At 70.6% G+C, this 24,589-nt stretch carries 19 protein-coding genes and 2 tRNA genes; 13 read left to right on the top strand and 8 right to left on the bottom strand.

All coding sequences use genetic code 11. The features are described 5' to 3' along the window. The first annotated feature begins 162 nt into the window (after positions 1-162). The 7 genes from gnd to OG885_RS22910 all read left to right on the top strand — a co-directional run bounded on the left by gnd (position 163) and on the right by OG885_RS22910 (position 8,817). Positions 163-1,038 (top strand): phosphogluconate dehydrogenase (NAD(+)-dependent, decarboxylating), encoded by an 876-nt coding sequence (gene gnd / locus OG885_RS22940; protein ID WP_405734532.1) that lies wholly within the window; start codon positions 163-165, stop codon positions 1,036-1,038. Positions 1,039-1,091: 53 nt separating this feature from the next. Then, positions 1,092-2,213: a DNA replication/repair protein RecF gene (gene recF, locus OG885_RS22935; RefSeq protein WP_399953313.1), complete on the top strand. Its 1,122-nt coding sequence runs from the start codon at positions 1,092-1,094 to the stop codon at positions 2,211-2,213. Then, positions 2,210-2,737 carry a DUF721 domain-containing protein gene (locus OG885_RS22930; protein WP_405734530.1) on the top strand — a complete coding sequence of 176 codons (528 nt, stop codon included), beginning with the start codon at positions 2,210-2,212 and terminating at the stop codon, positions 2,735-2,737. The genes recF and OG885_RS22930 overlap by 4 nt, the downstream gene beginning before the upstream one ends. A 393-nt stretch (positions 2,738-3,130) precedes the next feature. After that, positions 3,131-5,194 (top strand): DNA topoisomerase (ATP-hydrolyzing) subunit B, encoded by a 2,064-nt coding sequence (gene gyrB / locus OG885_RS22925; protein WP_399953308.1) that lies wholly within the window; start codon positions 3,131-3,133, stop codon positions 5,192-5,194. 42 nt (positions 5,195-5,236) lie between these two features. Next, on the top strand, positions 5,237-7,831 hold the full coding sequence (gene gyrA, locus OG885_RS22920) for a DNA gyrase subunit A (protein ID WP_399953306.1): 2,595 nt from the start codon (positions 5,237-5,239) through the stop codon (positions 7,829-7,831). Positions 7,832-7,848: 17 nt separating this feature from the next. Beyond that, positions 7,849-8,655: a DUF3566 domain-containing protein gene (locus tag OG885_RS22915; RefSeq protein WP_405734527.1), complete on the top strand. Its 807-nt coding sequence runs from the start codon at positions 7,849-7,851 to the stop codon at positions 8,653-8,655. 88 nt (positions 8,656-8,743) lie between these two features. Beyond that, a tRNA-Ile gene (locus tag OG885_RS22910) sits at positions 8,744-8,817 on the top strand. 126 nt (positions 8,818-8,943) lie between these two features. Here the strand turns inward: OG885_RS22910 and OG885_RS22905 are convergent. Both OG885_RS22905 and OG885_RS22900 read right to left on the bottom strand, forming a co-directional pair. After that, positions 8,944-12,927, bottom strand: coding sequence for a hypothetical protein (locus OG885_RS22905; RefSeq protein ID WP_405734525.1), 3,984 nt, complete (start codon positions 12,925-12,927; stop codon positions 8,944-8,946). Between the two features lie 311 nt (positions 12,928-13,238). After that, positions 13,239-13,796, bottom strand: a complete 558-nt coding sequence (locus OG885_RS22900) for a hypothetical protein (RefSeq protein ID WP_405734523.1) — start codon at positions 13,794-13,796, stop codon at positions 13,239-13,241. Positions 13,797-14,001: 205 nt separating this feature from the next. Between OG885_RS22900 and OG885_RS22895 the strand changes: the two genes are divergently transcribed. Both OG885_RS22895 and OG885_RS22890 read left to right on the top strand, forming a co-directional pair. Continuing rightward, positions 14,002-14,514 (top strand): hypothetical protein, encoded by a 513-nt coding sequence (locus tag OG885_RS22895; protein WP_405734521.1) that lies wholly within the window; start codon positions 14,002-14,004, stop codon positions 14,512-14,514. Between the two features lie 21 nt (positions 14,515-14,535). Continuing rightward, positions 14,536-14,733, top strand: a complete 198-nt coding sequence (locus OG885_RS22890; RefSeq protein WP_405734519.1) for a ferredoxin — start codon at positions 14,536-14,538, stop codon at positions 14,731-14,733. Here the strand turns inward: OG885_RS22890 and OG885_RS22885 are convergent. Both OG885_RS22885 and OG885_RS22880 read right to left on the bottom strand, forming a co-directional pair. Next, complete coding sequence (locus tag OG885_RS22885) at positions 14,717-15,505, bottom strand: glycosyltransferase family 2 protein (RefSeq protein ID WP_405734517.1); 789 nt, start codon at positions 15,503-15,505, stop codon at positions 14,717-14,719. The two genes, OG885_RS22890 and OG885_RS22885, sit on opposite strands and share 17 nt — an antisense overlap. A 108-nt stretch (positions 15,506-15,613) precedes the next feature. Then, positions 15,614-15,952 carry a DUF6344 domain-containing protein gene (locus OG885_RS22880; RefSeq protein ID WP_405734515.1) on the bottom strand — a complete coding sequence of 113 codons (339 nt, stop codon included), beginning with the start codon at positions 15,950-15,952 and terminating at the stop codon, positions 15,614-15,616. A 340-nt stretch (positions 15,953-16,292) separates the two neighbouring features. Between OG885_RS22880 and OG885_RS22875 the strand changes: the two genes are divergently transcribed. Both OG885_RS22875 and OG885_RS22870 read left to right on the top strand, forming a co-directional pair. Next, positions 16,293-16,421 carry a DLW-39 family protein gene (locus OG885_RS22875; protein WP_003999697.1) on the top strand — a complete coding sequence of 43 codons (129 nt, stop codon included), beginning with the start codon at positions 16,293-16,295 and terminating at the stop codon, positions 16,419-16,421. 257 nt (positions 16,422-16,678) lie between these two features. Continuing rightward, positions 16,679-17,950, top strand: coding sequence for a hypothetical protein (locus tag OG885_RS22870; protein ID WP_405734513.1), 1,272 nt, complete (start codon positions 16,679-16,681; stop codon positions 17,948-17,950). Positions 17,951-17,978: 28 nt separating this feature from the next. Here OG885_RS22870 and OG885_RS22865 read toward each other — a convergent pair whose 3' ends face one another. Beyond that, positions 17,979-19,481, bottom strand: coding sequence for a serine/threonine-protein kinase (locus tag OG885_RS22865; RefSeq protein WP_405734511.1), 1,503 nt, complete (start codon positions 19,479-19,481; stop codon positions 17,979-17,981). 199 nt (positions 19,482-19,680) lie between these two features. Then, on the bottom strand, positions 19,681-20,229 hold the full coding sequence (locus OG885_RS22860; protein ID WP_079312260.1) for a DNA-binding protein: 549 nt from the start codon (positions 20,227-20,229) through the stop codon (positions 19,681-19,683). Positions 20,230-20,412: 183 nt separating this feature from the next. On the opposite strand from OG885_RS22860, the gene OG885_RS22855 reads away from it, so the two are divergent. Both OG885_RS22855 and OG885_RS22850 read left to right on the top strand, forming a co-directional pair. Beyond that, positions 20,413-20,485: transfer RNA gene (locus OG885_RS22855), tRNA-Ala, on the top strand. 150 nt (positions 20,486-20,635) lie between these two features. Next, positions 20,636-21,628, top strand: a complete 993-nt coding sequence (locus OG885_RS22850; protein ID WP_405734509.1) for a transaldolase family protein — start codon at positions 20,636-20,638, stop codon at positions 21,626-21,628. Here the strand turns inward: OG885_RS22850 and pabB are convergent. After that, positions 21,560-23,695 (bottom strand): aminodeoxychorismate synthase component I, encoded by a 2,136-nt coding sequence (gene pabB, locus OG885_RS22845; protein ID WP_405734507.1) that lies wholly within the window; start codon positions 23,693-23,695, stop codon positions 21,560-21,562. The two genes, OG885_RS22850 and pabB, sit on opposite strands and share 69 nt — an antisense overlap. A gap of 51 nt (positions 23,696-23,746) precedes the next feature. Next, positions 23,747-24,478 (bottom strand): methyltransferase domain-containing protein, encoded by a 732-nt coding sequence (locus OG885_RS22840; protein WP_405734505.1) that lies wholly within the window; start codon positions 24,476-24,478, stop codon positions 23,747-23,749. Positions 24,479-24,589 lie beyond the last annotated feature (111 nt).

The following is a 24,589-nucleotide window of genomic DNA, read 5'->3' as shown; positions in this document are numbered from 1 at the left end:
TCCCCAGGCCGTGGACGACGAGCTCGGGGTCTGGGGAAAATCCGCAGGTGGGGGGCGTACGTATGAGCGCGTATGCCCACAGGTGTGCGTGAGCGTCCGGGTTTAGGCTCGGACGTAGGTACGAAGGTGCCACACACGCCACAGCAACCTAAGGAACAACTGATGGAGCTCGGTCTCGTCGGCCTCGGCAAGATGGGCGGCAACATGCGCGAGCGGATCCGCCGCGCAGGCCACACCGTCATCGGATACGACCGCAACCCGGACCTCGCCGATGTCCACAGCCTGGAAGAGCTTGTGGGCAAGCTGAAGGGCCCGCGGGTCGTGTGGGTGATGGTCCCGGCCGGTGCGGCCACCCAGTCGACGGTCGACGAGCTGGCCGAGCTCCTGGAGCCGGGAGACGTGGTCGTGGACGGCGGCAACTCCCGCTGGACGGACGACGAGAAGCACGCCGAGGAACTGGCGGCCAAGGGCATCGGCTTCGTCGACTGCGGTGTCTCCGGCGGCGTGTGGGGCCTGGAGAACGGCTACGCGCTGATGTACGGAGGCGACGCGGAGAACGTCGCCAAGGTGCGGCCGGTCTTCGACGCCCTCAAGCCCGAGGGTGACTTCGGCTCGGTGCACGCCGGCAAGGTGGGCGCCGGGCACTTCGCGAAGATGGTCCACAACGGCATCGAGTACGCGATGATGCAGGCCTACGCCGAGGGCTGGGAGCTCCTGGAGAAGGTCGACTCCGTCACCGACGTGCGTGAGGTCTTCAGGTCCTGGCAGGAGGGCACGGTCATCCGTTCCTGGCTGCTCGACCTGGCCGTCAACGCCCTCGACGAGGACGAGCACCTGGACAAGCTGCGCGGTTACGCACAGGACTCCGGCGAGGGCCGGTGGACCGTGGAGGCCGCCATCGACAACGCGGTGCCGCTGCCGGCGATCACCGCGTCCCTGTTCGCGCGGTTCGCGTCCCGTCAGGACGACTCGCCGCAGATGAAGATGATCGCGGCGCTGCGCAACCAGTTCGGCGGCCACGCGGTCGAGAAGAAGTAATCCACAGGGCTGTTGAGAACAGCCCACAAGCCGGGGGAGGTCGGCGCCCGACCATGCACGTCACGCATCTGTCGCTGGCCGACTTCCGCTCGTACGCCCGGGTCGAGGTTCCGCTCGACCCGGGCGTCACCGCCTTCGTCGGCCCCAACGGGCAGGGCAAGACGAACCTGGTCGAGGCGGTCGGCTATCTCGCCACCCTCGGCAGCCACCGCGTCTCCTCCGACGCCCCCCTGGTCCGCATGGGCGCCGACCGTGCGATCGTCCGGGCGCAGGTCCGGCAGGGCGAGCGGCAGCAGCTGGTCGAGCTGGAGCTGAACCCGGGCAAGGCGAACCGCGCCCGCATCAACAGGTCCTCGCAGGTCAGACCGCGTGATGTGCTCGGCATCGTCAGGACCGTTCTCTTCGCTCCCGAGGACCTCGCCCTGGTCAAGGGCGACCCCGGGGAGCGGCGCCGCTTCCTCGACGAGCTGATCACCGCCCGCTCCCCGCGCATGGCGGGCGTGCGTTCCGACTACGAGCGGGTGCTCAAGCAGCGCAACACCCTGCTGAAGTCGGCCGCGCTCGCGCGCAGGCACGGTGGCCGGTCCATGGATCTGTCCACCCTCGACGTGTGGGACCAGCACCTCGCCCGCGTGGGTGCCGAGCTGCTCGCCCAGCGGCTCGACCTGATCGCCGCGATCCAGCCGCTGGCCGACAAGGCGTACGAGCAGCTGGCGCCCGGCGGTGGGCCGATCGCCCTGGAGTACAAGCCGTCGGCGCCCGGTGAGGCGCACACGCGCGAGGATCTCCATGAGCAGCTGATGGCGGCGCTCGCGGAGGCCCGTAAGCAGGAGATCGAGCGGGGGGTGACCCTGGTCGGTCCCCATAGGGACGATCTGCTGCTCAAACTCGGTCAGCTGCCCGCGAAGGGATACGCCTCGCACGGGGAGTCCTGGTCGTACGCGCTGGCTCTGCGGCTCGCGTCGTACGACCTGCTCCGCGCGGAGGGCAATGAGCCGGTGCTGATCCTCGACGACGTCTTCGCCGAGCTGGACACCCGGCGTCGGGAGCGGCTGGCGGAGTTGGTGGCGCCCGGGGAGCAGGTGCTGGTGACGGCGGCGGTCGACGACGACGTACCGCATCTGCTGGCCGGGGCGCGGTACTCGGTGGCGGGTGGGGTGGTGGAGCGCGCGTGAGTACCGAAGAGCCTCAGAAGACACCCGAGCCCTCCGGCATCGACCTCGCGCGCGTGGCGCTCAGAGCGGCCAAGGAGCAGGCACGCGCGCGGGGGGACGCGGCGCAGCAGAAGAAGCAGGCGCGGCGGGGCGGTCTGCGCTCCGGCGCGCGCGCCGACGGGCGCGACCCGATGGCGCTGGGGTCGGCGATCAACCGGCTGATCAGCGAGCGGGGCTGGGAGGCGCCGGCGGCGGTCGGCGGGGTGATGGGGCGCTGGCCGGAGATCGTCGGGGAGAACCTCGCCAAGCACTGTGTGCCGCAGAAGTACGACGAGGACGAGCGGGTGCTGGTCGTGCAGTGCGACTCCACGGCGTGGGCGACCCAGCTGCGTCACCTCGCGCCCGCGTTGGTCGCCCGCCTCAATGAGGACCTGGGCCAGGGCAGCGTGCGGATGATCAAAGTGCTCAACCCTGGTGGTCCCCCGCGGCGCTACGGTCCCCTGCGTGCCCCGGGCAGCACAGGGCCTGGTGACACCTACGGATGACCCCGCAAACCTGTGGGTGACAGACATCACATCGACGGCCGTCGGCGGTCCTTAGGGACCCTCGGCGGCCGTCGTGTCGTACGGCCGCACGCGGTTGCGAATTGCGACCTGACTCCCAAGTAGCCAAGGGTTGACAGTCCGAAGCGCTGGGAGCCTCTGTGAGCCTCTTGGAGCCCCGCTCCGTATATGGGGACCCGGGAGAGGAGGATTCAGGGCGGCACATGAGGACTCAGGTACCGGCAAACCCCCATCACTGTCGGCGCTACCGGTAGACTGGAAGCCAATCCCGCCCCACTCGTGGGGACCGTCCGGGACAAGCTGAGCAACGCTGATCAAGGCTTACCAACGCAACATGCCGCAGCCGCTCCGGCAACCCGCCGAAGAGCTTGGCTCGTGCTGTGCCAGAAAGGGCGCTTCGTGGCCGATTCCGGCAACCCCAACGAGAACATCCCGTCCACCGCCGCCGGCGCGCACGGCGAGGTCACCGCCTCGTACGACGCCAGCGCCATCACCGTCCTCGAGGGCCTGGACGCGGTTCGCAAGCGACCCGGTATGTATATCGGCTCGACGGGCGAGCGCGGCCTGCACCACCTGGTGCAGGAGGTCGTCGACAACTCGGTCGACGAGGCGCTGGCCGGTCACGCGGACACCATCGACGTGACGATCCTGGCCGACGGCGGTGTGCGGGTCGTCGACAACGGCCGTGGCATCCCGGTGGGCATCCACCCGGTGGAGAAGAAGCCGGCCGTCGAGGTCGTGCTCACCGTGCTGCACGCGGGCGGCAAGTTCGGCGGCGGCGGGTACGCCGTCTCCGGTGGTCTGCACGGCGTCGGCGTGTCCGTCGTGAACGCGCTTTCCACCAAGCTCTCGGTCGACATCAAGACCGACGGCTACCGGTGGACGCAGGACTACAAGGGCGGCGCCCCGACCGCGCCCCTGGAGCAGCACGAAGCGACGAAGGAGACCGGTACCACGGTCACCTTCTGGGCCGACCCGGACATCTTCGAGACCACGGTGTACTCCTTCGAGACGCTGTCGCGGCGTTTCCAGGAGATGGCGTTCCTCAACAAGGGCCTGCGCATCAACCTCACCGACGAGCGTGAGTCGGCGAAGGCCACCGCCGGTGCGGACGAGGCGGGCGAGGACGAGAAGCACGAGGTCAAGACCGTCTCGTACCACTACGAGGGCGGCATCGTCGACTTCGTGAAGTACCTCAACTCCCGCAAGGGGGAGCCGGTCCACCCCTCCATCATCGACCTCGAGGCCGAGGACAAGGAGCGCAACCTCTCGCTCGAGGTCGCGATGCAGTGGAACAGCGGCTACACCGAGGGCGTGTACTCGTTCGCCAACATCATCCACACGCATGAGGGCGGTACGCACGAAGAGGGCTTCCGCGCGGCGCTGACGAACCTGATCAACAAGTACGCGCGCGACAAGAAGCTGCTCCGCGAGAAGGACGACAACCTCACGGGTGACGACATCCGCGAGGGTCTGACGGCGATCATCTCGATCAAGTTGAGCGAGCCGCAGTTCGAGGGCCAGACGAAGACCAAGCTGGGCAACACGGAGGCGAAGACCTTCGTGCAGAAGGCCGTCTACGAACACCTCAACGACTGGCTGGACCGCAACCCGGTCGAGGCCGCGGACATCATCCGCAAGGGCATCCAGGCGGCCACCGCGCGCGTGGCGGCCCGCAAGGCCCGTGACCTGACGCGTCGTAAGGGCCTGCTGGAGTCGGCGTCCCTGCCGGGCAAGCTCTCCGACTGCCAGTCCAACGACCCCACCAAGTGCGAGATCTTCATCGTCGAGGGTGACTCCGCCGGCGGTTCGGCCAAGTCGGGCCGTAACCCGCAGTACCAGGCGATCCTCCCGATCCGGGGCAAGATCCTCAACGTCGAGAAGGCGCGGATCGACAAGATCCTGCAGAACCAGGAGATCCAGGCGCTGATCTCGGCCTTCGGCACGGGTGTGCACGAGGACTTCGACATCGAGAAGCTCCGGTATCACAAGATCATCCTGATGGCGGACGCCGACGTCGACGGTCAGCACATCTCCACCCTGCTGCTGACGTTCCTGTTCCGCTTCATGCGGCCGCTGGTCGAGGCCGGGCACGTGTACCTCTCCCGTCCGCCGCTCTACAAGATCAAGTGGGGCCGCGACGACATCGAGTACGCCTACTCGGACCGTGAGCGGGACGCGCTCCTGGAGATGGGGCGCCAGCGCGGCAAGCGGGTCCGTGAGGACTCGATCCAGCGCTTCAAGGGTCTCGGCGAGATGAACGCCGAGGAGCTGCGCGTGACGACCATGGACGTCGAGCACCGCGTCCTCGGTCAGGTCACCCTCGACGACGCCGCCCAGGCCGACGACCTGTTCTCGGTCCTCATGGGCGAGGACGTCGAGGCCCGCCGCGCGTTCATCCAGCGCAACGCCAAGGACGTCCGCTTCCTCGACATCTGAGTCGGTCTCAGCTGACCGCACCAGGAAGGATCTTCACCAGCAATGGCCGACGAGAACACTCCTGTCACCCCTGAAGAGGGCGGCGACGTCGTCATGCGGATCGAGCCCGTCGGGCTCGAGACCGAGATGCAGCGCTCGTACCTCGACTACGCGATGTCCGTCATCGTGGCCCGCGCGCTGCCGGACGTCCGGGACGGCCTCAAGCCCGTCCACCGTCGCGTCCTGTACGCGATGTACGACGGCGGCTACCGCCCCGAGCGCGGCTTCTACAAGTGCGCGCGCGTGGTCGGCGACGTCATGGGCAACTACCACCCCCACGGCGACTCCTCCATCTACGACGCCCTGGTCCGCCTCGCCCAGCCGTGGTCGATGCGCATGCCGCTCGTCGACTCCAACGGAAACTTCGGCTCTCCGGGCAACGACCCGGCGGCGGCCATGCGCTACACCGAGTGCAAGATGGCGCCGCTGTCGATGGAGATGGTCCGTGACATCGACGAGGAGACCGTCGACTTCACGGACAACTACGACGGCCGCTCCCAGGAGCCGACCGTCCTGCCGGCCCGCTTCCCGAACCTGCTGATCAACGGCTCGGCCGGTATCGCGGTCGGTATGGCGACCAACATCCCGCCGCACAACCTGCGCGAGGTCGCGGCCGGTGCCCAGTGGTACCTGGAGAACCCGGAGGCCTCGCACGAGGAGCTCCTGGACGCCCTCATCGAGCGCATCAAGGGCCCGGACTTCCCGACCGGCGCGCTCGTCGTCGGCCGCAAGGGCATCGAGGAGGCGTACCGCACGGGCCGTGGCTCGATCACCATGCGGGCGGTCGTCGAGGTCGAGGAGATCCAGAACCGCCAGTGCCTGGTGGTCACCCAGCTGCCGTACCAGACCAACCCCGACAACCTCGCGCAGAAGATCGCCGACCTGGTGAAGGACGGCAAGGTCGGCGGTATCGCGGACGTCCGCGACGAGTCCAGCTCGCGTACCGGCCAGCGTCTGGTCATCGTCCTGAAGCGGGACGGCGTCGCCAAGGTCGTCCTGAACAACCTGTACAAGCACACGGACCTCCAGTCGAACTTCAGCGCCAACATGCTGGCCCTGGTCGACGGTGTGCCGCGCACGCTCTCCCTGGACGCGTTCATCCGCCACTGGGTGACGCACCAGATCGAGGTCATCGTCCGCCGGACCAAGTTCCGGCTGCGCAAGGCCGAGGAGCGGGCGCACATCCTGCGCGGTCTGCTCAAGGCCCTGGACGCGATCGACGAGGTCATCGCGCTGATCCGGGCGAGCGACACGGTCGACATCGCGCGCACGGGCCTGATGCAGCTCCTGGAGATCGACGAGATCCAGGCCAACGCCATCCTCGAGATGCAGCTGCGCCGACTGGCCGCCCTGGAGCGCCAGAAGATCATCCAGGAGCACGACGAACTCCAGGCGAAGATCGCCGAGTACAACGAGATCCTGGCCTCGCCGGTCCGCCAGCGCGGCATCGTCAGCGCGGAACTCGCCGCGATCGTCGAGAAGTTCGGCGACGACCGCAAGACCATGCTGGTGCCCTACGACGGCGACATGTCCATCGAGGACCTGATCGCGGAAGAGGACATCGTCGTCACGGTCTCGCGCGGCGGTTACGTCAAGCGCACCAAGACCGTCGACTACCGCGCCCAGAAGCGCGGCGGCAAGGGTGTGCGCGGCACGAAGCTCAAGGAAGACGACATCGTCGACCACTTCTTCGTGTCCACGACCCACCACTGGCTGCTGTTCTTCACCAACAAGGGCCGCGTCTACCGGGCGAAGGCGTACGAGCTGCCGGACGCCGGCCGTGACGCGCGTGGACAGCACGTCGCGAACCTGCTGGCCTTCCAGCCGGACGAGGCGATCGCCGAGATCCTCGCCATCCGCAACTACGAGGTGGCGCCGTATCTGATCCTGGCCACCAAGGGTGGTCTGGTGAAGAAGACGGCTCTGAAGGATTACGATTCGCCGCGTTCCGGAGGTGTCATCGCGATCAACCTCAGGGAAACGGACGACGGTTCGGACGACGAACTGATCGGAGCCGAGCTCGTTTCGGCCGAGGACGATCTGCTTCTGATCAGCAAGAAGGCGCAGTCGATCAGGTTCACGGCCACGGACGAAGCACTCCGTCCCATGGGCCGCGCGACCTCGGGTGTCAAGGGCATGAGTTTCCGTGAGGGAGACGAGCTGCTCTCGATGAATGTTGTTCGACCCGGTACGTTCGTGTTCACTGCCACAGACGGTGGGTACGCGAAGCGGACCGCCGTCGACGAGTACCGCGTCCAGGGTCGCGGCGGCCTCGGCATCAAGGCCGCCAAGATCGTGGAGGACCGGGGTTCCCTCGTCGGCGCGCTGGTGGTCGAGGAGACCGACGAGATCCTCGCCATCACACTGGGCGGCGGTGTGATTCGTACGCGAGTCAACGAGGTCAGGGAGACGGGCCGTGACACCATGGGCGTCCAACTGATCAACCTGGGCAAGCGCGATGCCGTCGTCGGTATCGCACGTAACGCCGAGGCGGGACGCGAGGCGGAGGAGGTCGACGGCGAGGACGCCGTCGACGAGACCGCCGAGGGTGCCGCGACCACCGGCACGGACGAGGGCGAGGCGCCCTCGGCCGAGTAGCACGAGGAGTGAGTCACGTGAGCGGAGCCACGGGCGCCGGCCCGTCCAGTACCCCTTCCGGTACGGACACGGACGACGGCGGTCGTGGCTCCGCCGCGCGTACGACCGACGCGCGCAGCACGGACGGGCGGGCGACAGATTCGCACACGACCCAGCTCAAAGCGATCAAGTCGCCCGCGAAGGACTCTCCCTCGCCCGACTCGCATGGATCCCAGGGGGGAACTGTGACGGACCGCGGTCCGCAGACCCAGCAGTACGCGGCCGGCGGGGGCGCTGCCGCTCCGGGCGGCCAGCCCCAGCCGTCGGCCCAGCAGCCGGCGCCGTCGCCGCTGCCGGGTGAACGCCGGCCGGAGCAGGCCGCGGGGCCCTACCACCCGCCGCAGGCCTACCCGGCGCAGGCCGCCGCCACCGGCGCCGTACGCCGGCCGCGCACCGGGGCGCGCACCACGCCGCGCACCCGCAAGGCGCGGCTGCGGGTGGCGAAGGCCGACCCGTGGTCGGTGATGAAGGTCAGCTTCCTGCTCTCCATCGCGCTCGGCATCTGCACGATCGTCGCGGCCGCCGTGCTGTGGATGGTCATGGACGCGATGGGCGTCTTCTCGACGGTCGGCGGCACGATCTCCGAGGCCACCGGCTCGAACGAGTCCAACGGCTTCGACCTGCAGTCGTTCCTGTCGCTGCCCAACGTCCTGCTGTTCACGTCGATCATCGCGGTCATCGACGTCGTCCTCGCGACGGCCCTCGCGACGCTCGGCGCCTTCATCTACAACCTCTCCGCGGGCTTCGTCGGCGGCGTCGAGCTGACGCTCGCCGAGGACGAGTGACCGGCCCCGACTATCGATTTTGGGACTGCCCCGGTCGTGCGCTAATCTTCAGGAGTCAGCGCGCGGGACACACACCGCAGAGCGCGGCGGGGCTATAGCTCAGTTGGTTAGAGCGCATCCCTGATAAGGATGAGGCCACAGGTTCAAATCCTGTTAGCCCCACAGATCGAAGAACCCCAGTCGATACGACTGGGGTTCTTTCGTGTGTCTGAATCCGGGTATGAAAGAACCCGGTCGCTGGCGACGGGGGATGCACCAGCGACCGGGCTATGGCCAAGGCTAACAACGTCAGGCGTCGCATGGGGGCTCATACGGCAGACGAGGCAGGTACTCGTGCCATGTGCCGGGGGTCAGGACGCCGTGGGTGGTCGCGCAGATGTGACGGACCGCCGTGTCGGTGTCGAGGTTCCACAGGCGGACGGTGTCGACGCCGCTGGAGACGCCGAGCATGTCACCGCGCGGACTGAAGGCCAGGAAGCTGCCGGTCCGGCCGTTGGGGCTCATCGCCTGGCCGATGGGGGAGGTGAGGGCGGGGTCGGTGACGTCCCAGGCGCGGATCGTGTTGTCGTTGCCGCCGCTCGCCAGGGTGTCGCCGTCCGGGCTGAAGGTCAGGGACACGATCGCCTCGGTGTGACCGGTGAGCGGTTCGCCGAGCGGGGCCGCGTCGCCGGGGTCGGTGATGTTCCACAGGCGGACCGTGTCGTCGTCGCCGGCGCTGGCCAGCGTACGGCCGTCGGGACTGTAGGCGAGGGCGTCGATGGGGCCGGAGTGGCCGGTGAGCGGCTTGCCGAGCGGGGTGGGGCGCCCCGGGTGGGTGACGTTCCACAGGCGGACGGTGTCGTCGGCGCTGCCGCTGGCCAGCGTATGGCCGTCGGGGCTGAAGAGAAGGGAGTTGACGTACCCCTTGTGGCCGGTGAGCGGGGCGCCGAGGCGGGTGAGGTGGGCGGGGTCGGCGACGTCCCACAGCTGGATCGTGCGGTCGTCGTGGGCGGTCGCCAGGAGACGGCCGTCCGGGCTGAAGGCCAGTGCCTCCGGGCCCGGGAAACGGGTCTGGAGGAGGACCGGGCTGCCGTAGGGGACCGGGTGGCCGGGGTCGGAGACGTTCCACAGCTGCACCGCGTGACTGCCCGTCAGGACCGCCAGTGTGCGGCCGCCGGGGGCGTAGGCCAGCGCCCGGACGTCGCCCTCCCCTGGCCGGAAGGGCCGGGACAGCAGCGCGGGCCGCTCGGGGTCGGCGACGCTCCACAGGCGGATGTTCTCGTCGCGGGCCGCGGTGGCGAGGACGCGGCCGTCGGGGCGGAACGCGCCGAGCCTGCCGGTCATGTCCGAGGTGGGGATCGACCACAGACGGACCTTGTTGTCGCCGTTGCCGGTGGCGAGGGTGCGGCCGTCGGGGCTGAAGCCGAGGGCGTACATCTCCCCGCTCGCGCCGGACAGCGCCTCCCCTATCTGGGAGGGGGAGGCGGGGTTGGCGACGTTCCACAGGCTCGCCGTGCTGTCCGCGCTGGCGGCGGCGAGGCGCTTGCCGTCCGGGCTGAACGCCACCGACCAGACGGGGCCGGTGTGCCCGGTCAGCGGAGTGCCCAGCGGGCCGGGGCGACGCGGGTCGGCCACGTCCCACAGCCGTACGGTGTCGTCCGTGCTGCCACTGGCCAAGGTGCGGCCGTCCGGGCTGAACGCCACGGAGTGGATGAGGCCGTTGTGCCCGGTCAACGGGTCGGCGAGCGCCTCGGGACGGCGCCGGTCGGTCACGTTCCACAGCCGGATCGTGTCGTCGTCGCCCCCGGCCGCCAGGGTCCGCCCGTCGGGGCTGAACGCCACGGAACGCACGGCCGCGGTGGAGCCGGTCAGCGGCTTGCCGAGCGACTCGGGACGGGCCGGGTCCGTCATGTCCCACAGGCGGACGGTGTGGTCGTCGCCGGCGGAGGCCAGCGTGCGGCCGTCGGGACTGAACGCCACCAGGTAGATCGTGCCGTCGTGGCCGGTCAGGGGCGTGCCCAGGGAACGCGGGCGGCTCGGCCGCCGTACGTCCCACAGACGGATCGTTCCGTCGTCCGAGGCGCTGGCCAGGGTGTGCCCGTCCGGGCTGAAGACCGCGCTGCTGACCCAGCTCGTGTGCCCGGTCAGGGGCCGGCCGAGCGGCTTGGGGCGGGCCGGGTCGGAGACGTCCCACAGGCGGACGGTGCGGTCGTAGCTGGCGGTGGCCAGGGTGCGGCCGTCCGGGCTGAACGAGGTGAGGTAGACGGCGCCGGTGTGGCCGAGCAGCGGGGTGGCCAGCGGGGCGTTCGCCGTGGACAGCAGGCGGCTGCGGGCACCCTCGTCGCCGCCGCGCAGCCGGTGGGCCACCAGGGCGAGCTGGGCGGAGAGCGAGGGGTCGGTGTCCTGGAAGCGGTCCGCCTCGGCGACCACCTGCTCGAAGACGGCGTCGTCCCGCTGCTTCCACGCGATCACCGCCGCGCACACGGCCACCAGGGTCAGCGCCAGCAGCGCCGAGATCGCCGCACGGCTGATCCACACCGTGCGCCGGCGCAGCCGTACCGAGGCCGCCAGGAACTCCACCGCGCTGCGGGTCAGGAAGGTGTCGCCGGCCGACTTCGCCCAGGTGTGGGCCTGTTCGAGGCGCGAGCCGCGGTAGAGGAGCGCGGAGTCCCGCTCGGAGCCCTCCCAGGACCTGCCGTCCTCCTCCAGGCGCTGGCGCAGCAGATTGCCGCCCCGGTCCTCGTCGATCCAGTCGCGCAGCCGCGGCCAGGCGTGCAGCAGCGCCTCGTGGGTGATCTCCACGGTCTCCGCGTCCAGGGTCACCAGGCGGGCCCGGACCAGCGCTTCCAGGGACTCCTCGGTCTTGTCCGGATCCGTCGACTCCGCCGCCAGCTGGCGGCGCGTGCCGCGCCGACGGGTGGCCTGGGTGTCCTCGCTGAGCCGGACCAGCCGCAGCAGAAGCAGCCGCGCGGCGGTACGGGCCGCCGGGTCCAGGCCCGACCAGGCCCGCTCCGCCGTCGCCGCCACCGCGCCCTGGATACCGCCCGCGGCGCGATACCCGGCCAGCGTCAGCCGCCCCGACTTGCGGCGCTGCCAGGTGGCCAGCAGCGCGTGGGAGAGCAGCGGCAGCACCCCCGCGTCATGTGCCCCGCGCGGCCCGTCGGCGCTGACCTCCCGCACGATCAGCTCCGCGAGCCCCGGCTCCAGTTCAAGCCCCACGGCCTTCGCCGGGGCGGTCACGGCCTCGCGCAGCTCCGTGGTGGTCAGCGGCCCGAGCACCATGTGCCGGTGCTGGAGCGCGTCGGCCAGTTCGGGATAGGAGAGGCACTGCTCGTAGAAGTCGGCGCGGATCCCGAGGACGACCAGTACCGGAGCCGGATCATCCAGATTGTTCGCGTGAGCCGGATCGTCCGGGCCGTCGCCGGGTGCGGACGCGGCGTGCAGCAGTTGCACGAACGTGCGGCGGTCCGTCTCGTCGGCGCAGAGGGTGAACGTCTCTTCGAACTGGTCGACGATCAGGACCGGCCGGGCGTCGCCGGACCCGCCGTCACTGTCGCCGTCGGCCCACGCGCGCACGCAGTCCCGTACGGCCCGGCCGAAGCCCGGCTCCGCGGGGTCCGGGACGGCCGCGAGTGCGGGGATACGACGGGTCAGCTCCGCGAGCGGGTCGGCGCCCGGCACGAGCTGGACCACCTCCCGGCCCCCCTCGGTCAGCGTCGGCACCAGACCGGCGTTGAGCAGGGAGGACTTCCCGGCTCCCGAGGCGCCCACGAGCATGACCAGTCCCCCGGTCCGCTCGGCTGCGAGGAGCTGCGTGAGGAGGGCGTCGGTGCTGCGTTCCCGGCCGAAGAACCAGCGGGCGTCCTCACGGCGGTACGAGGCGAGGCCCCGGTAGGGACAGACACCGGCCGTCGGCGGGGGCGGCGTCTCGGTCGGCGGGCGCTCCTCGTCGGCGGAGCCGGTGAGCGCCTGCTCCCACAGGCGCTGCCAGTGGGCGAGGTCGTAGAGGCCGGTGGAGGCGGGGGTGGGCTGGGCGCGGCGCGCCTGGGGTATGAGGATGTGCAGGACGGCCGCGAGGGCGGTGAACTGTGCGGGCACGTTCCTGGCCCGGCGCCAGTCGCTGATCCGCTGCGCGGAGACCCTTACGGGACGCCCCCGCTCGTCGACCCGCTGAAGGCGTACGACCGCCTCGGACACGCTCTTGAGCGGTGGGTTGCCGGCCTCCCGGTACAGCAGCGCGAGGCGTTCCGCGAAGGCCGTGCGTGCCCCTGAGTCGGAACTCAAGGCCCCCACCCCTTACTTCCCTCGCTGCTGGACATCCGGACCGGAAAACTCACTCTATAGGGCTGACCTGCGGAAAAGTCGATCCCTCAGGTCCGGAACCTCCCCGGCGACGGCACCAGGGGGCAGGATCAGGCCACGACGACGCAGTTGACTGTGCGTTGCCTGAGCTTCCGCCGGAGTAATCACCGGCCGCATCCGGACTGCCATGTTCCGGCCCATGCCCGGCGCACGCCGCCCTGGCGTGGGCCGACGCTCCGCCCCACAGTTCGGCACCGGTCCCCACGAGGGGAGGGACCGGTGCCGGACGATGGGGTTCGCGGCTATCTCGGACGGGGCTGAATCCAGCCCGCCGCTCGCGCCGCCTCCACGGCGTCCTTCTCGGCCTGTTCTGCCGCCGCGTTCAGGACGGGGTCCCGTCCCGCCGCGCTGCCGCCCGCGGCCGCGGCTGCGGCTTGGGACGCCTTCACCGCCGTATGGAAGGCCGCGTTGGAGGCCGCGTTCGAGGCTGCGCGGGTGGCAGCGTGGGAGGCCGCTTCTGAGCCGTTGGCGTTCTCGCCGCCGTGGGTCTGTGCCGCCTGTGCCGCCAGGGCCGCCGCTGCGGCGACGTTACGGGCGCAGCGGGCGTCCGCGGCCGGGTCGGGGGCGGAGGTGGCGAGGGCGCTCAGTGACTGGGCGGACAGGCGCAGGGAGTGGGCGGCACGGCCCGCCGGGCTCTTCGGTACGAACTCGACGGCGTCCGGGCCGATGCCCGCGTGCCGGCAGGCGGCCTCGGCACGGACATAGGCGCTGCGGGCGCGGGCGGCGTGGTTTTTTCTGAGGGTCTCCGTCAGGGGTTCCGTGCCCGTGGAGGCCTGCGGCTCGTCGCGGAGTTCTGGCATGTGCCCCTCCTCGTCGGCGGGTGCCGGGCGCGGGCAGTGTGCCATGGGGGCCGTGAAGAGAACAGAAGCGTGGGGGCAGGGGCGTGAGGGGTGGCGGGTCTGGATATCTGACGGAGCGTCAGTTATGGTCCCGTGCCGTACCGCTTCCCTAGGGGCGAACAAGGGATGAGTAGGGATGAGTAGGGGTGAGGAAGGGGTGAGTGCAGTGGGGACACGTCCGCTCAGTCCGCAGCCGGCGGGGGAACCGCGCTGGGTCGCGATGTTCCACCGGCCCTCCACGGGCGGCTGGTGGATGGCCGCCGAGTCGCCCTACCGCGCCCCCGTGCTGTACGCCGTGGGCGAGATGAGCCAGACGATGCGGGCGCGGGGGGAAGAGGTGACGGTCGAGGTCTGGGGGCCCGGGGAGGGCGGCGGTTGGCAGTCCTCCGCCGCTGCCGAGGCTTCCGTTGCCTCTGCCTCGCCCGCTTCACCTGCTTTGCCCGACGCTTCGGAGACTTCTGAGGAACCTGCCGCTGCCGCGGTCAGGGCGCCGGACAGGCTCGCCGAGCGCATGCAGGACCGTCGGCATCAGGTTCTGATGGCGGGGCTGAGCAAAGCGGGACGGTACGACCTCACCCCGGACGACTTGGCCGCCGTACAGACCCTGGTCGACCGGCTCGACGAGACGACTCTGCGCACGGTGGCCCGATGGTTCGCCGGTCCTGAGGGAGGGCACTGACCCTCCTGGGAGGGAGAGTGCATGAGGATCTCGGTTGACCCTGAGCGGTGCTACGGCTCCGGCGACTGTGTGTACCGGCTGCCGTCCGTCTTCACCGTGGTGGGCGGGTTCGGGGCCGTCATACCGGGGTGGGAGGAGGCCGCGGAGACCGGCGACGAGGCACGCGTGCGTGCGGCGGCCGAAGGATGCCCCTCGCAGGCGATCAGCGTGAGTGGATGACCTCGTCGGCGCTCGGGGCTTTCGCGGTCGCACGCCATCGGAAGGCGGCGAGGGCGCGCGCTCGTTCCTCTATGACGGCCATACGGGCTTCGCGCTCGACCGGGTCCACGTGTGGTGGCTGACCCGTCATCTGGCCGTCCCACTTGCGGTACAGGAGGCCGGTCTCCCGGGAGAACCAGCCGCGGCTCACGGAGTTGAGCGCGAGCAGCAGGCCCGTGTCCTCGGAGGCGGGCAGCGCCATCCAGCCGCCGAGCGACAGCAACAGCTCGCGGCGTACGCAGAGGGTGGCGGGGTGGACCGGGGCGCGGAAGTCGTTGGCCTTCCAGTGGTCGAGGATCGCTCCGTGCGGGATCGGGCCGTGGGCCGGATCGCCGGGGAAGCCGGTCGTCGATCCGTCCGGGAAGAGGTCGAGGACACGTGAGGTCGCCCACCCGATGGTGGGGTCGGCCTCGAGTGCGGCCAGGTCACGGGCGAGTGCGCCCGGTGGCAGCAGGTCGTCGGCGTCCAGGACCTTCACGTACTCGCCCTCGGCGTGCGCGAGCGCGATCGTACGGGTGACACCAGGGCCGCCGGGGCGTCCCTGCCGGAAGGTGACTCTGTTGTCTTGGGGTATGTAGGGGGCGACGGCGTCTGTTCTGCCGTCCTCCTGGATCACCCAGTGCCATTCCCAGCCGTCGGGCAACTCCTGCTCGCACAGCGAGAGGTATGCCTCGGGAAGGAAGGGGGCAGAGGGGGTGTGCACAGCGGTGACGATGACGATGCGCCGGTTCACGGCTTCACCCTAACGACCGGAGATTCCTGGTCTTCGGGGCGGTCGTACGTTCTGCCACTTGCCACTTGCCACTTGCCACTTGCTACCTGCTACCTGCTACCTGCTACGTCAGGGGGTGGGGGCCGGCTCTTCGCAGGCGGTCGGCTCGTCGGTCGACTCCGTGTCCGACGGCTCGCGGTGGCGGCAGCTCGGCGTCTTGCCATGGGCCTCGGCGCGGATGCGCTGCTTCATCGTGGGAGGCAGGGACCTGGCATGGGCCAGGGACCAGGCCCATGCCCACGGGGCCGGCTCCTCGACCGTGCTCTGCTGCTCCGTGCTGCTGCGGGTCGTGTCGGTCTGCGGTACGGCCGCGGCGGCGGTCGTGGTGACGAGTCCGAGCGTCGTGCACAGCGCCAGGAAGGCGGTGACGATGGCGGTCCACAGCTTCATGGCCTTGTTGCGGTCCATGGCCCCTCTACTTTCGGGTTGGGCGATTTGCGTACTTTCCTCATGATGTGTATGAGGGCCGCGAAAGCACGGACCGACGCCCATGGCGCGTTGATGTTCAGATGAACACCACCCGGATGGGCGCAAGGCGCCAGAAAACCGGAGGAGAGGGGAGGAGAGAGGTCAAAAGTCACCGTGTGTGGAGGTGTGATCACCCTCCGATCGGAGTGGCGTCATCCGCTTCTACTGAGCTGTGGAGGGCGGAAGTTGAGGGGCTGACGCAGGTCACCGATCGGTATCGGTCGGTGTGTATAGTCGGGCGCCAGAGGTCCCCTACGTCAAAGAAAGACGAGGTCGCGCGGTGAAGAAGCTTCTCCTGGTCGCACTGGCCGCCATCGGCGGGCTCCTCGTGTACCGCCAGATCCAGGCGGATCGCGCCGAGCAGGATCTGTGGACGGAGGCGACTGACTCCGTGCCCACGGGTTCGTGAGTATCTGACATCCGGTTCTGAGACGTTCGGTCTGAGACTTCCGGTTCTGAACAGACCCCGGCCGCCGTTGCGGTCGGGGTTTTGCGTTGCCTTCAGGACACGGCGTGCGGAATACGGGGGTGAGCCTCGTCGCGGCTGGGCAGGATGGGCCACGGTCCGGCGACGAGGTGGGGTGGCGGGTGGCGGTGGGGCGGCGTACGGTGCGGTGGCGTTCTCGGCCGTGGACCGTTGTGCGTCCGGCACTCGTGGGAGTGGTTGTGGCGGTCGTCACCCTGACGGGGCAGCCCGCGCTGGCGGACGGGACGTCAGGCGGCTATGGCTTCGCCTCCGACGACCAGCCGGTCACCGGCGCGTCGAGTACGGCCGACGCCGACCTCCTGGTCCCCGGCAGGACCTACAAGAGCTCCCTACCGGCGGACGGCGATGTCTCCTACCGCCTCGACCTCGACGCGACCTCGAACGCGTACGTCTCCGTCACCGCCGTCCCGCGCGCGGGTACGACGGTGACCGCGACCGACGGCATCAGGGTGACTGTGCGGGACGGCAACAGTCGTAGCTGCTCCGTCGAGAGCGCCTACGTCGGGCCGGGCCGCAGTCCGCGGCCGGTCGTGGCATGGGGGTCACGCGAGACCGCGGCACGAGGCACGTCGTGTCAGGGCGAGGGCCCCTACTACGTGGTCGTCCACCGCATCGCCGGGACGGGCTCGACGCCGGACGACTGGGACCTGGAGCTTGCGCCGTTCCTGGAACCGCGCCTGGAGAAGGCGGTCGGGACCACGGCGCCGGAGAGCCCGGGAGGCTCGGGGAGTCCGGAGGGCTCGGGGAGTTCGGGGAGTTCTGATTCCGGTTCCCTCGATTCTCTTACGGGGCCTGCCGTTCCCCGCTCCGGAGGCGCGGGCTTCGGTGCGGCCGCGGCGGTGGAGCAGGGGGTGTGGAGCGTCGACATCTCCCCTGGGCAGACCCTCTTCTACGCCGTACCGGTCGGGTGGGGGCAACGGATCGGTGCCACCGCCGAACTGGGCAGCACGCGTCGCGGCGGTTACGTGGGCGGCGCCCTGAACATGGCGCTGTACAACCCCGCACGCGGTCCCGTCGAGGACGTGAACCTCGGCTACAGCGGCAACCAGAAGTCGGCCTCCCTCGGCTCTCTCCCGCCCGTCGACTACGCCAACCGCTATGCCTCCCGCGACTCGGTGGACGGAACGCGGTTCGCCGGCACGTACTACCTGGCCCTCCATCTCGCCGAGGGGATGGGCGAGGAGTACGGCTCCGGGCCGTATGCGGTGACGCTGCGCGTGCGGGTGGACGGCACGGCCGAGGCGGGGCCCGCGTACGACGGGCGGTTCGAGCCCCCGGAGCCCTTCGAGGCGGCCGCGGGGGCGGGGCGGGGAGCTGCCGGGGGGAACGGCGGGAACGACGCCGTGATGACGGTGGTCGCCGCGGCCGGGCTCGGGGGCGGGACCTTGTTGCTGGCGGTGCTCGGGGTGTGGACGACGGTGGCTCGGCGGCGGGCCGGGGGCGCCGGGTAGGGGTGCGGGGCCGTTCGCCGTCCGGGGCTCAGATGCGCGTCAGTGCCCAGAAGCCCACGGCGTAGCAGAGCAGCGCGAGGAGCAGGAGGGGGAACGCCACCTTGGCCGGGGGGCCGGGGCGGCGTCGTGCCCGGGAGCCGCGGCGGCGGGACGTTTTCTGAGCCGGAGGCGGAACCTGCGGGACCTGAGCGGTGTACGAAGCAGTAGAGGCATCAGCGCGCTGACGCGGCAGCGTCGGCGTCGGCGTCACGGGCGGTGCCAGAGGGGGTGCCGGGTGGGTACGGGGGGAGGACAGGGCGTGCGTGGGGTCATGGGGGGCGATCGGGGCCGGGTGCGCGGGTTGCTGCGGTGCGCCTTGCCGGCCCTGGCCCTGGTTCTGGTTCTGGTTCTGGCCCCGGTTCTGGCTCTGTGGCTGTGCCGGTGTCTGGGGAGGCGGCAGGTGGAAGCTGCCGGTGTCCGACATCGAGGGGCGCTGCGCCCCGGTGGATGCCGACGGGTCCATGGCGGGAGGGTGCTGAGGGCGGGGTGGGGTGAGATCAGGATTACGAGCGGCGCCGTGACCCGGACCGGTCGTCACCGAACCCGTGCCGCTGGCCCCCGCTCCCTGCGCCCCCCTTCTGCCCTGCCCCGTCTCCACCCCGGGCGCCCGTGTGAGCGGGCCCTCGGGGCCGAACCCCGGTGGCAGCGGGCCCAGTTGGTCGAAGATCTCGATCAGCTCGTCGTCGGGGCCGGGCTCGGGCAGCAACTCCACGGCCGAGGCGAGCGCCTTGCGCGCCCCCGTGGCCGTCCGGAACCGCGCCTGCGGATCCGGCTGGAGCAGGGTCGCCACGACCTGCCACAGAGGTTCGGGGATGCCTTTGGGCGCACTCGGTGTGCCGTGCGCGGCGAAGTACTGCACGAGCGCCTTGGTGTCGGGCCGCGCGCCCTCCAGGAGATACAGCGCGACCAGTCCTACGGCGAACAGGTCGGCCGGGAAGTCCGGTTCGGAGCCCATCATCTGCTCGGGCGAGATGTATCCCGGCGTCCCGACCACGAGGTTGGTCTCCGTCAGGCGGGGTTCGCCCAGCCGCATCGCGATGCCGAAGTCGGACAGCCGCAGCCGGGGGCGGCCCGTGCCGGTGGCTTCCAGCAGCAGGTTGGCGGGCTTGACGTCCCGGTGGACGACGTCCTCCGCGTGCACCGCGGCCAGCCCGGACAGCAGTTGGTCGAGGAGCGTGCAGACGAAGGACGGGGGCAGCGGGCCGTAGTCCCCGACCAGGTGGACCAGCGAACCGCCGCCGACCAGGTCCATGGTGAACAGGACCTTGTCGTCGTCGGCGGCCCAGCTGGCGGGCGCGAGCACATGGGGGTGGTCGATCCGCAGCGCCTGCTCACGGACGAACCGCAGCAGGGAGTGCGCGTCGCTCTGCTGGAGCACCTTGGCGGCGACATAGCGCCGACGCCGGTGGTCCCAGGCGCGCCAGACGGCGCCGACGCCACCGCGTCCGATCGGGTCGACGAGTTCGTACCGGCCGGCGAAGACCTCACCCATGGCTGTGCGTCGCTCCTCCCCCTTCGGTCTCCCCCCTTGCTTCCCCCACCGCGAGGGATACGACTCCCGTCGTATCCCTCCGATCCCTCAGAGATGAGTGACACTCCTCATGCCCGGGCCCGGTGGAAGGAGACATGCCCCCGCATGTCGTTCTCCGGTCCCTCTGTAGTGAGGCGCGACCCCCTCGCGCCTCACCGGGTCAGCTCTGGTGGGACTGGTAGTGCGTGACGGCGTCCGAGGTGCGTCCCGCGCCGTAGACCCGGAGGAACTCTGCCAGTTCCGGGTGGGTCGGGGCGAGGGTGTCGGCGGCGTCGATGATGTCGCCGGCGGCGGCGACCGAGCGGAGCAGCGACTGGATCTCGCGGACGACCCGCTTGACCGTCGGCGCTCCCGAACTGCTCGTGGTCGTCGTGGCGTTGCTGAGCACCGAGCCCCCTTGCGACTTCTTGATCTCGTCCATCCGCTCGGTCGCCTCGGCGGCGCTGACGCTGCCGTCCGCGACCTGCCGCGCCAGATCCTGGAGCAGCTGCACCCGCTGCACCACGGCCGGGTTGCCGATCTTCGCCCGCTGTCCGCTCATGAGCTGCGACAGCATCGGTGCCGACAGTCCCAGTACCCCCGCGAGACGCGCCTGGTTGAGGCCAAGATCGTCTATGAGCTTACGGAAGAGCGCCCCCAGCGGCTCCCCGTACCAGTTCCGCTGCAGTTCCCGCGCTCTTGCGGTGGCTTCCTGCTGTGCGGCGTCCATTGCGTCTCCCCATCGCTTCCCCAAATACCGCGGTTCGCTGTAGCGAACCACGCCGAGCATCTTACGGAGAGTGGTCATCCATCGGGACCCCCAATCTTTTTGCGAGATACCCCGGGTGACCCGGTACTCTGGTCTGCGGCGCCCGCCGGTGGTGTGACTCCTCCGGACGGACGCTCCTTTTCCGGGGCCTTAGCTCAGTTGGTAGAGCGCTGTCTTTGCATGGCAGATGTCAGGGGTTCGACTCCCCTAGGCTCCACAACAATGAACCCCCTGACCTGCGGGAACGCGGTCAGGGGGTTCTTCTGTCCGCTGTCGTGCACGCACCTGACAGAGTGCGCGGAGACCTGACAACGTCTGGATGACACCGGTGACGTGTTCCAGCCAATCCCCCTAGCGTGGAGGGGTGATGACGGCTGAAGCTAGGGAGCTCATCGAGGAGCTCGTCGCCGAAGGGGTCGCGCCGTGGTGGGAGGCGTGTCCGGGGGAGCGGCCGGCGGTGCTCGACGCCGTGCGGTGCGGGTTCCGCGGTGTTCGGATGGCGTCCGGGACGCCGTTGGGAGCGGTCCGGGCGGCCTGTGAGGCGGTGCGGGCCCGGGACGGTTTCGTGTCGGTCGCCGCGGCCGCCCTCGACGGGGCCGACGACCCGGAGGCGTGGGTGGCGGCGGCCCGGGTGCTGCACAGCGGGGTGGACCGGCCGAATCTGCTGGTGAGCGTCCCGGCGACACCGGCCGGGATCGACACCGTCGCCGCATGTCTCGCCGAGGGGATCGGCGTCGAGTCCACCCTGGTCTTCTCGGTACGGCAGTACCGTGCCGTCCTCGACGCCCAGTGGACGGGGCTGGAGCGCGCCCGGGAACGCGGTGTCGACCTGGCGGGCCTGGGCACGGCCGCCTCCTGTGAACTGGGGGCGTTGGAGGACGAGGTGGACGCGCGCCTCGACCGGCTGCCCGGCGCCGCGGCGAGCGGGCTGCGTGGCACGGCGGCGCTGGCCACCGCCCGGCTGCTGTACCGGGCCCGGGAGACGGCGTTGGGCGGTGCGCGCTGGCAGCGGTTGAGGGCCCGCGGTGCCCGTCCGCCGATGCTGCTGTGGTCGGGGACGCGGGCCGAGCAGGTGCCGTCCCTGGTCAGCTGGAACACCGGGCATGTGATGACGGCGCAGACGGTGGAGGCGGCGGCGCGCGGGCGGGCGCTGGAGGGCGACACTCTGCTGGGGTGTCATGAGCAGTCCCTGCGCGAGCTGCGCTGTCTCGCCGAGCGGGACGTCGACCTCGACGTCGTAGGAGAGGAACTGCTGCGGGCCCGGTCCCCTTGGGGAGCCGGGCCCGCGGTGTCAGCGGGCGGCTCCCGGCAGCGCGTGCCCGAGCCGGAGATCGGCGAAGCCGGTGCCGGCCAGCGCTAGCAGGGGTGCCGCCTTGACGACCGTCTCCTCGAATTCCTCCGCTGGGTCGGACAGGGCCACGATCGCGCCGCCGACGCCGTACCGCAGCCGTCCCGGAGTCACTACGGCGGTGCGGATGACGACGCTGAGGTCCGCGGCGCCGGACAGGGACAGATAGCCGATGGCGCCGGAGTAGATGCCGCGCGGGCCGTTCTCCAGGCGGTCGATGATCTCCATGGTGCGCAGCTTGGGAGCGCCGGTCATCGACCCCGGCGGGAAGGCCGCGCGCAGACAGCGCACGGGGCTGCTGTCGGGGCGCAGCCGGGCGGTCACGGTGCTGACGAGCTGGTGGACGGTGGCGTAGCTCTCGACGGCGAAGACCGGGTCGGCCCGTATGCTGCCGGTCTCGGCGCAGCGGCCCAGGTCGTTGCGGACCAGGTCGACGATCATCAGGTTCTCGGCGCGGTCCTTCTCATGGGTGCGCAGGTCGGCGACGAGGGCGGCGTCCTCCTCGGGGGTGGCGCCGCGTGGGCGGGTGCCCTTGATGGGCTTGGACTGGACGATGCCGTCGGCGGAGACCCGCAGGAACCGTTCGGGGGAGGTGGAGAGCACCGACAGCTCGCCGAAGCGCAGCAGGGCGCCGAAGGGGGCCGGGCTGGTGCGCCGCAGGAAGCGGTAGGCCTGCCAGGTGTCGAAGGCGCCGGGCCCTTCGGTTAGTTGGGTTTCGGCCGGGTGTTCTTCGGCCAGTCGGGCTTCGGCCGTGTTGGTGAGGCAGATCTCGTAGCTCTCCCCCGCCGCGATCTCCTCCTGGCACGCGTCGATGAGCCGGAGGTAGGCGGCGCGGTCGTGGCGCAGCCGCAACTCCTCGAAGGGCGCCGGGGGTTCGGGCGCCGGGTCCGGGCGGGCGCCGGTGAGGGCGGTGAGGCGGCGGGCGGTGGCGTCGAGCCAGGTGCGGGCGGATTCGGTGGCGTCGTTCTCGGCGAGGGCCAGGAGGTGGGTCGTACCCGTCTCGTGGTCGAGGACGAGGGCCCGGTCCGCGAAGACCATGACGGCGTCGGGTTCCTCCGCGCGAGGCCCGGGCGGGGCGCCGCACTCGGCCTTGAGGCCATAGCCGAGGTAGCCGGTCCAGCCGAGCGCGAAGTCGCAGGGGAGCGGCGGCACTTCGACGTCGAGCGAGGCCATGTCCCGGTCGAGCCACTCCAGGAACGGGCCTTCCACGGTTTCCTCGGCCGTCGCCGACCGCACGGTCACCGTGTTGGTGGCCACGTCGGCGTAGGCCACCCGGGCCAGCGGGCCGGACGCGTCGCCCATGACGGAGAAGCGGCCCTGGCCGTCGCGGCGGCTGCTGTCCAGCCAGAACGCGTGGTCGGCGGCGCGGAAGAGACGGTCGTGGAGCGTCTCGTCGTCGCAGGGGGTGGGGACTTGGGCGGTGAGCACACGCAGGGAGCGGGTGGGGGTACGACGATCAGGTCGCGGAGTCCGGAGCGTCACCGTCCCGCGGCCGCGGCCCTCGCCCGTCCGCGCCAGCCGGTGGAAGTTGGCCAGCAGCTCGTCGCCGTACTGCGAACTGATCGACTCGGGGTGGAACTGGACGCCCCACAGCGGCCGTTCCCGGTGGCGCAGGCCCATGACCACGCCGTCCGGCGTCCACGCGGTGATCTCCAGAAGGTCGGGGAGCCGGGTCACGGCGAGGGAGTGGTAGCGCACCGCCTCGAACGGTGAGGGCAGGCCCGCGAAGAGCCCCTCGCCCTCGTGCAGCACCGGCGAGGTGCGGCCGTGGCGAGGCTCCGGCGCGCGGTCGACACTCGCCCCGTTCAGCAGCCCGATGCCCTGGTGGCCCAGACAGACGCCGAGCAGCGGCAGTTCGGTCCGCTCGATGATCTCCCGGCAGATGCCGAGGTCGGCGGCGCGCCGCGGGGTTCCGGGGCCGGGCGAGATGACGACGGCGTCGAAGTCCGCCAGCATCGCCGGGTGCCAGTCCGGGTCGTCGTTGCGGACGACCGTCGGCTCGGCGCCGGTGGCGCGCGCGAGCTGGTGGACGAGGTTGTAGGTGAACGAGTCGTGGTTGTCGACGAGCAGGGTGCGCATGGAAATCCGGTCTCTCCGCAGGTCGGATCCGTGGGGTGCGATGGGTTCCGGTCAGCCGGCCGGCACGATCTCCAGGAGCAGGTGTTCGACGATCTCGTTGCCGTACTCCCCCTCCCGGACCCGGCAGCTCTCCAGCACCCGCAGTTCACGGCCGGTCTCCTCGGCGATGCGGGTCAGGCGGGGGTGGTCGCCCCGGCTGCTGAAGTGCAGCAGGGCCCGGCCGCCAGGTGTCGTGCGCAGCGGGGCCTCGTGCAGATAGCGGCGGTGGGTGCGGTAGCCGGCGTCGACGTAGGCGCGTTCGTGGGCGGAGCGGTACTCGTAGTGGTCGGGCCCGAGGACGTAGTTCGAGCTCCAGAAGACGGTGTCGAAGCGTTCGTCGGCGCCGAGGCCGGCGAACAGGTCGCCGTGCACGGCCCGGAGTCGGTCCGTCGTGCCGTGGCGGCGGGCGTTGACGGCCGTGTTCTCCACCGCGCGGGCGTTGATGTCCGAGGCGACGACCGGACCGTGGCCGGCCAGTGCCGCGGCCACCGCGATGACGCCCGTACCGCAGCCGATCTCCAGGAACGAGCCTCGACGCACCTCGTCGGCGACGGGCTCGGTGAGCCCCAGGAAGTCCAGGGCGACGCCCGTCGACGGCGAGTACACCGGGGCGAACACCTCGTCGAGCAGGTCCCATTGCCGGCCGGCGAGGGTGAACACGTCGGGCCGGTCGGCCCGGTTGAGGGACTGTCGGCTGCGTTCCAGGGAGCGCTCGTAGTCCTGCACCCGCGGTGTGTACGGCATGAGTCCCCACCCGTTCCGATCGGTCGGCGGCGTCGCACTGTGCGTTGCCTGTGCTGCCGAGCGTGACGGTCGGGGTGGAAGCGGCGGAAGGTGGTCCGGCAACAGTGCGAG

The organism is Streptomyces sp. NBC_00028 (assembly GCF_045041065.1).
Taxonomy (GTDB): Bacteria; Actinomycetota; Actinomycetes; order Streptomycetales; family Streptomycetaceae; genus Streptomyces.
Note: the sequence above shows the minus strand (reverse complement) of the source record. Positions and strands in the feature narration are given on the sequence as shown.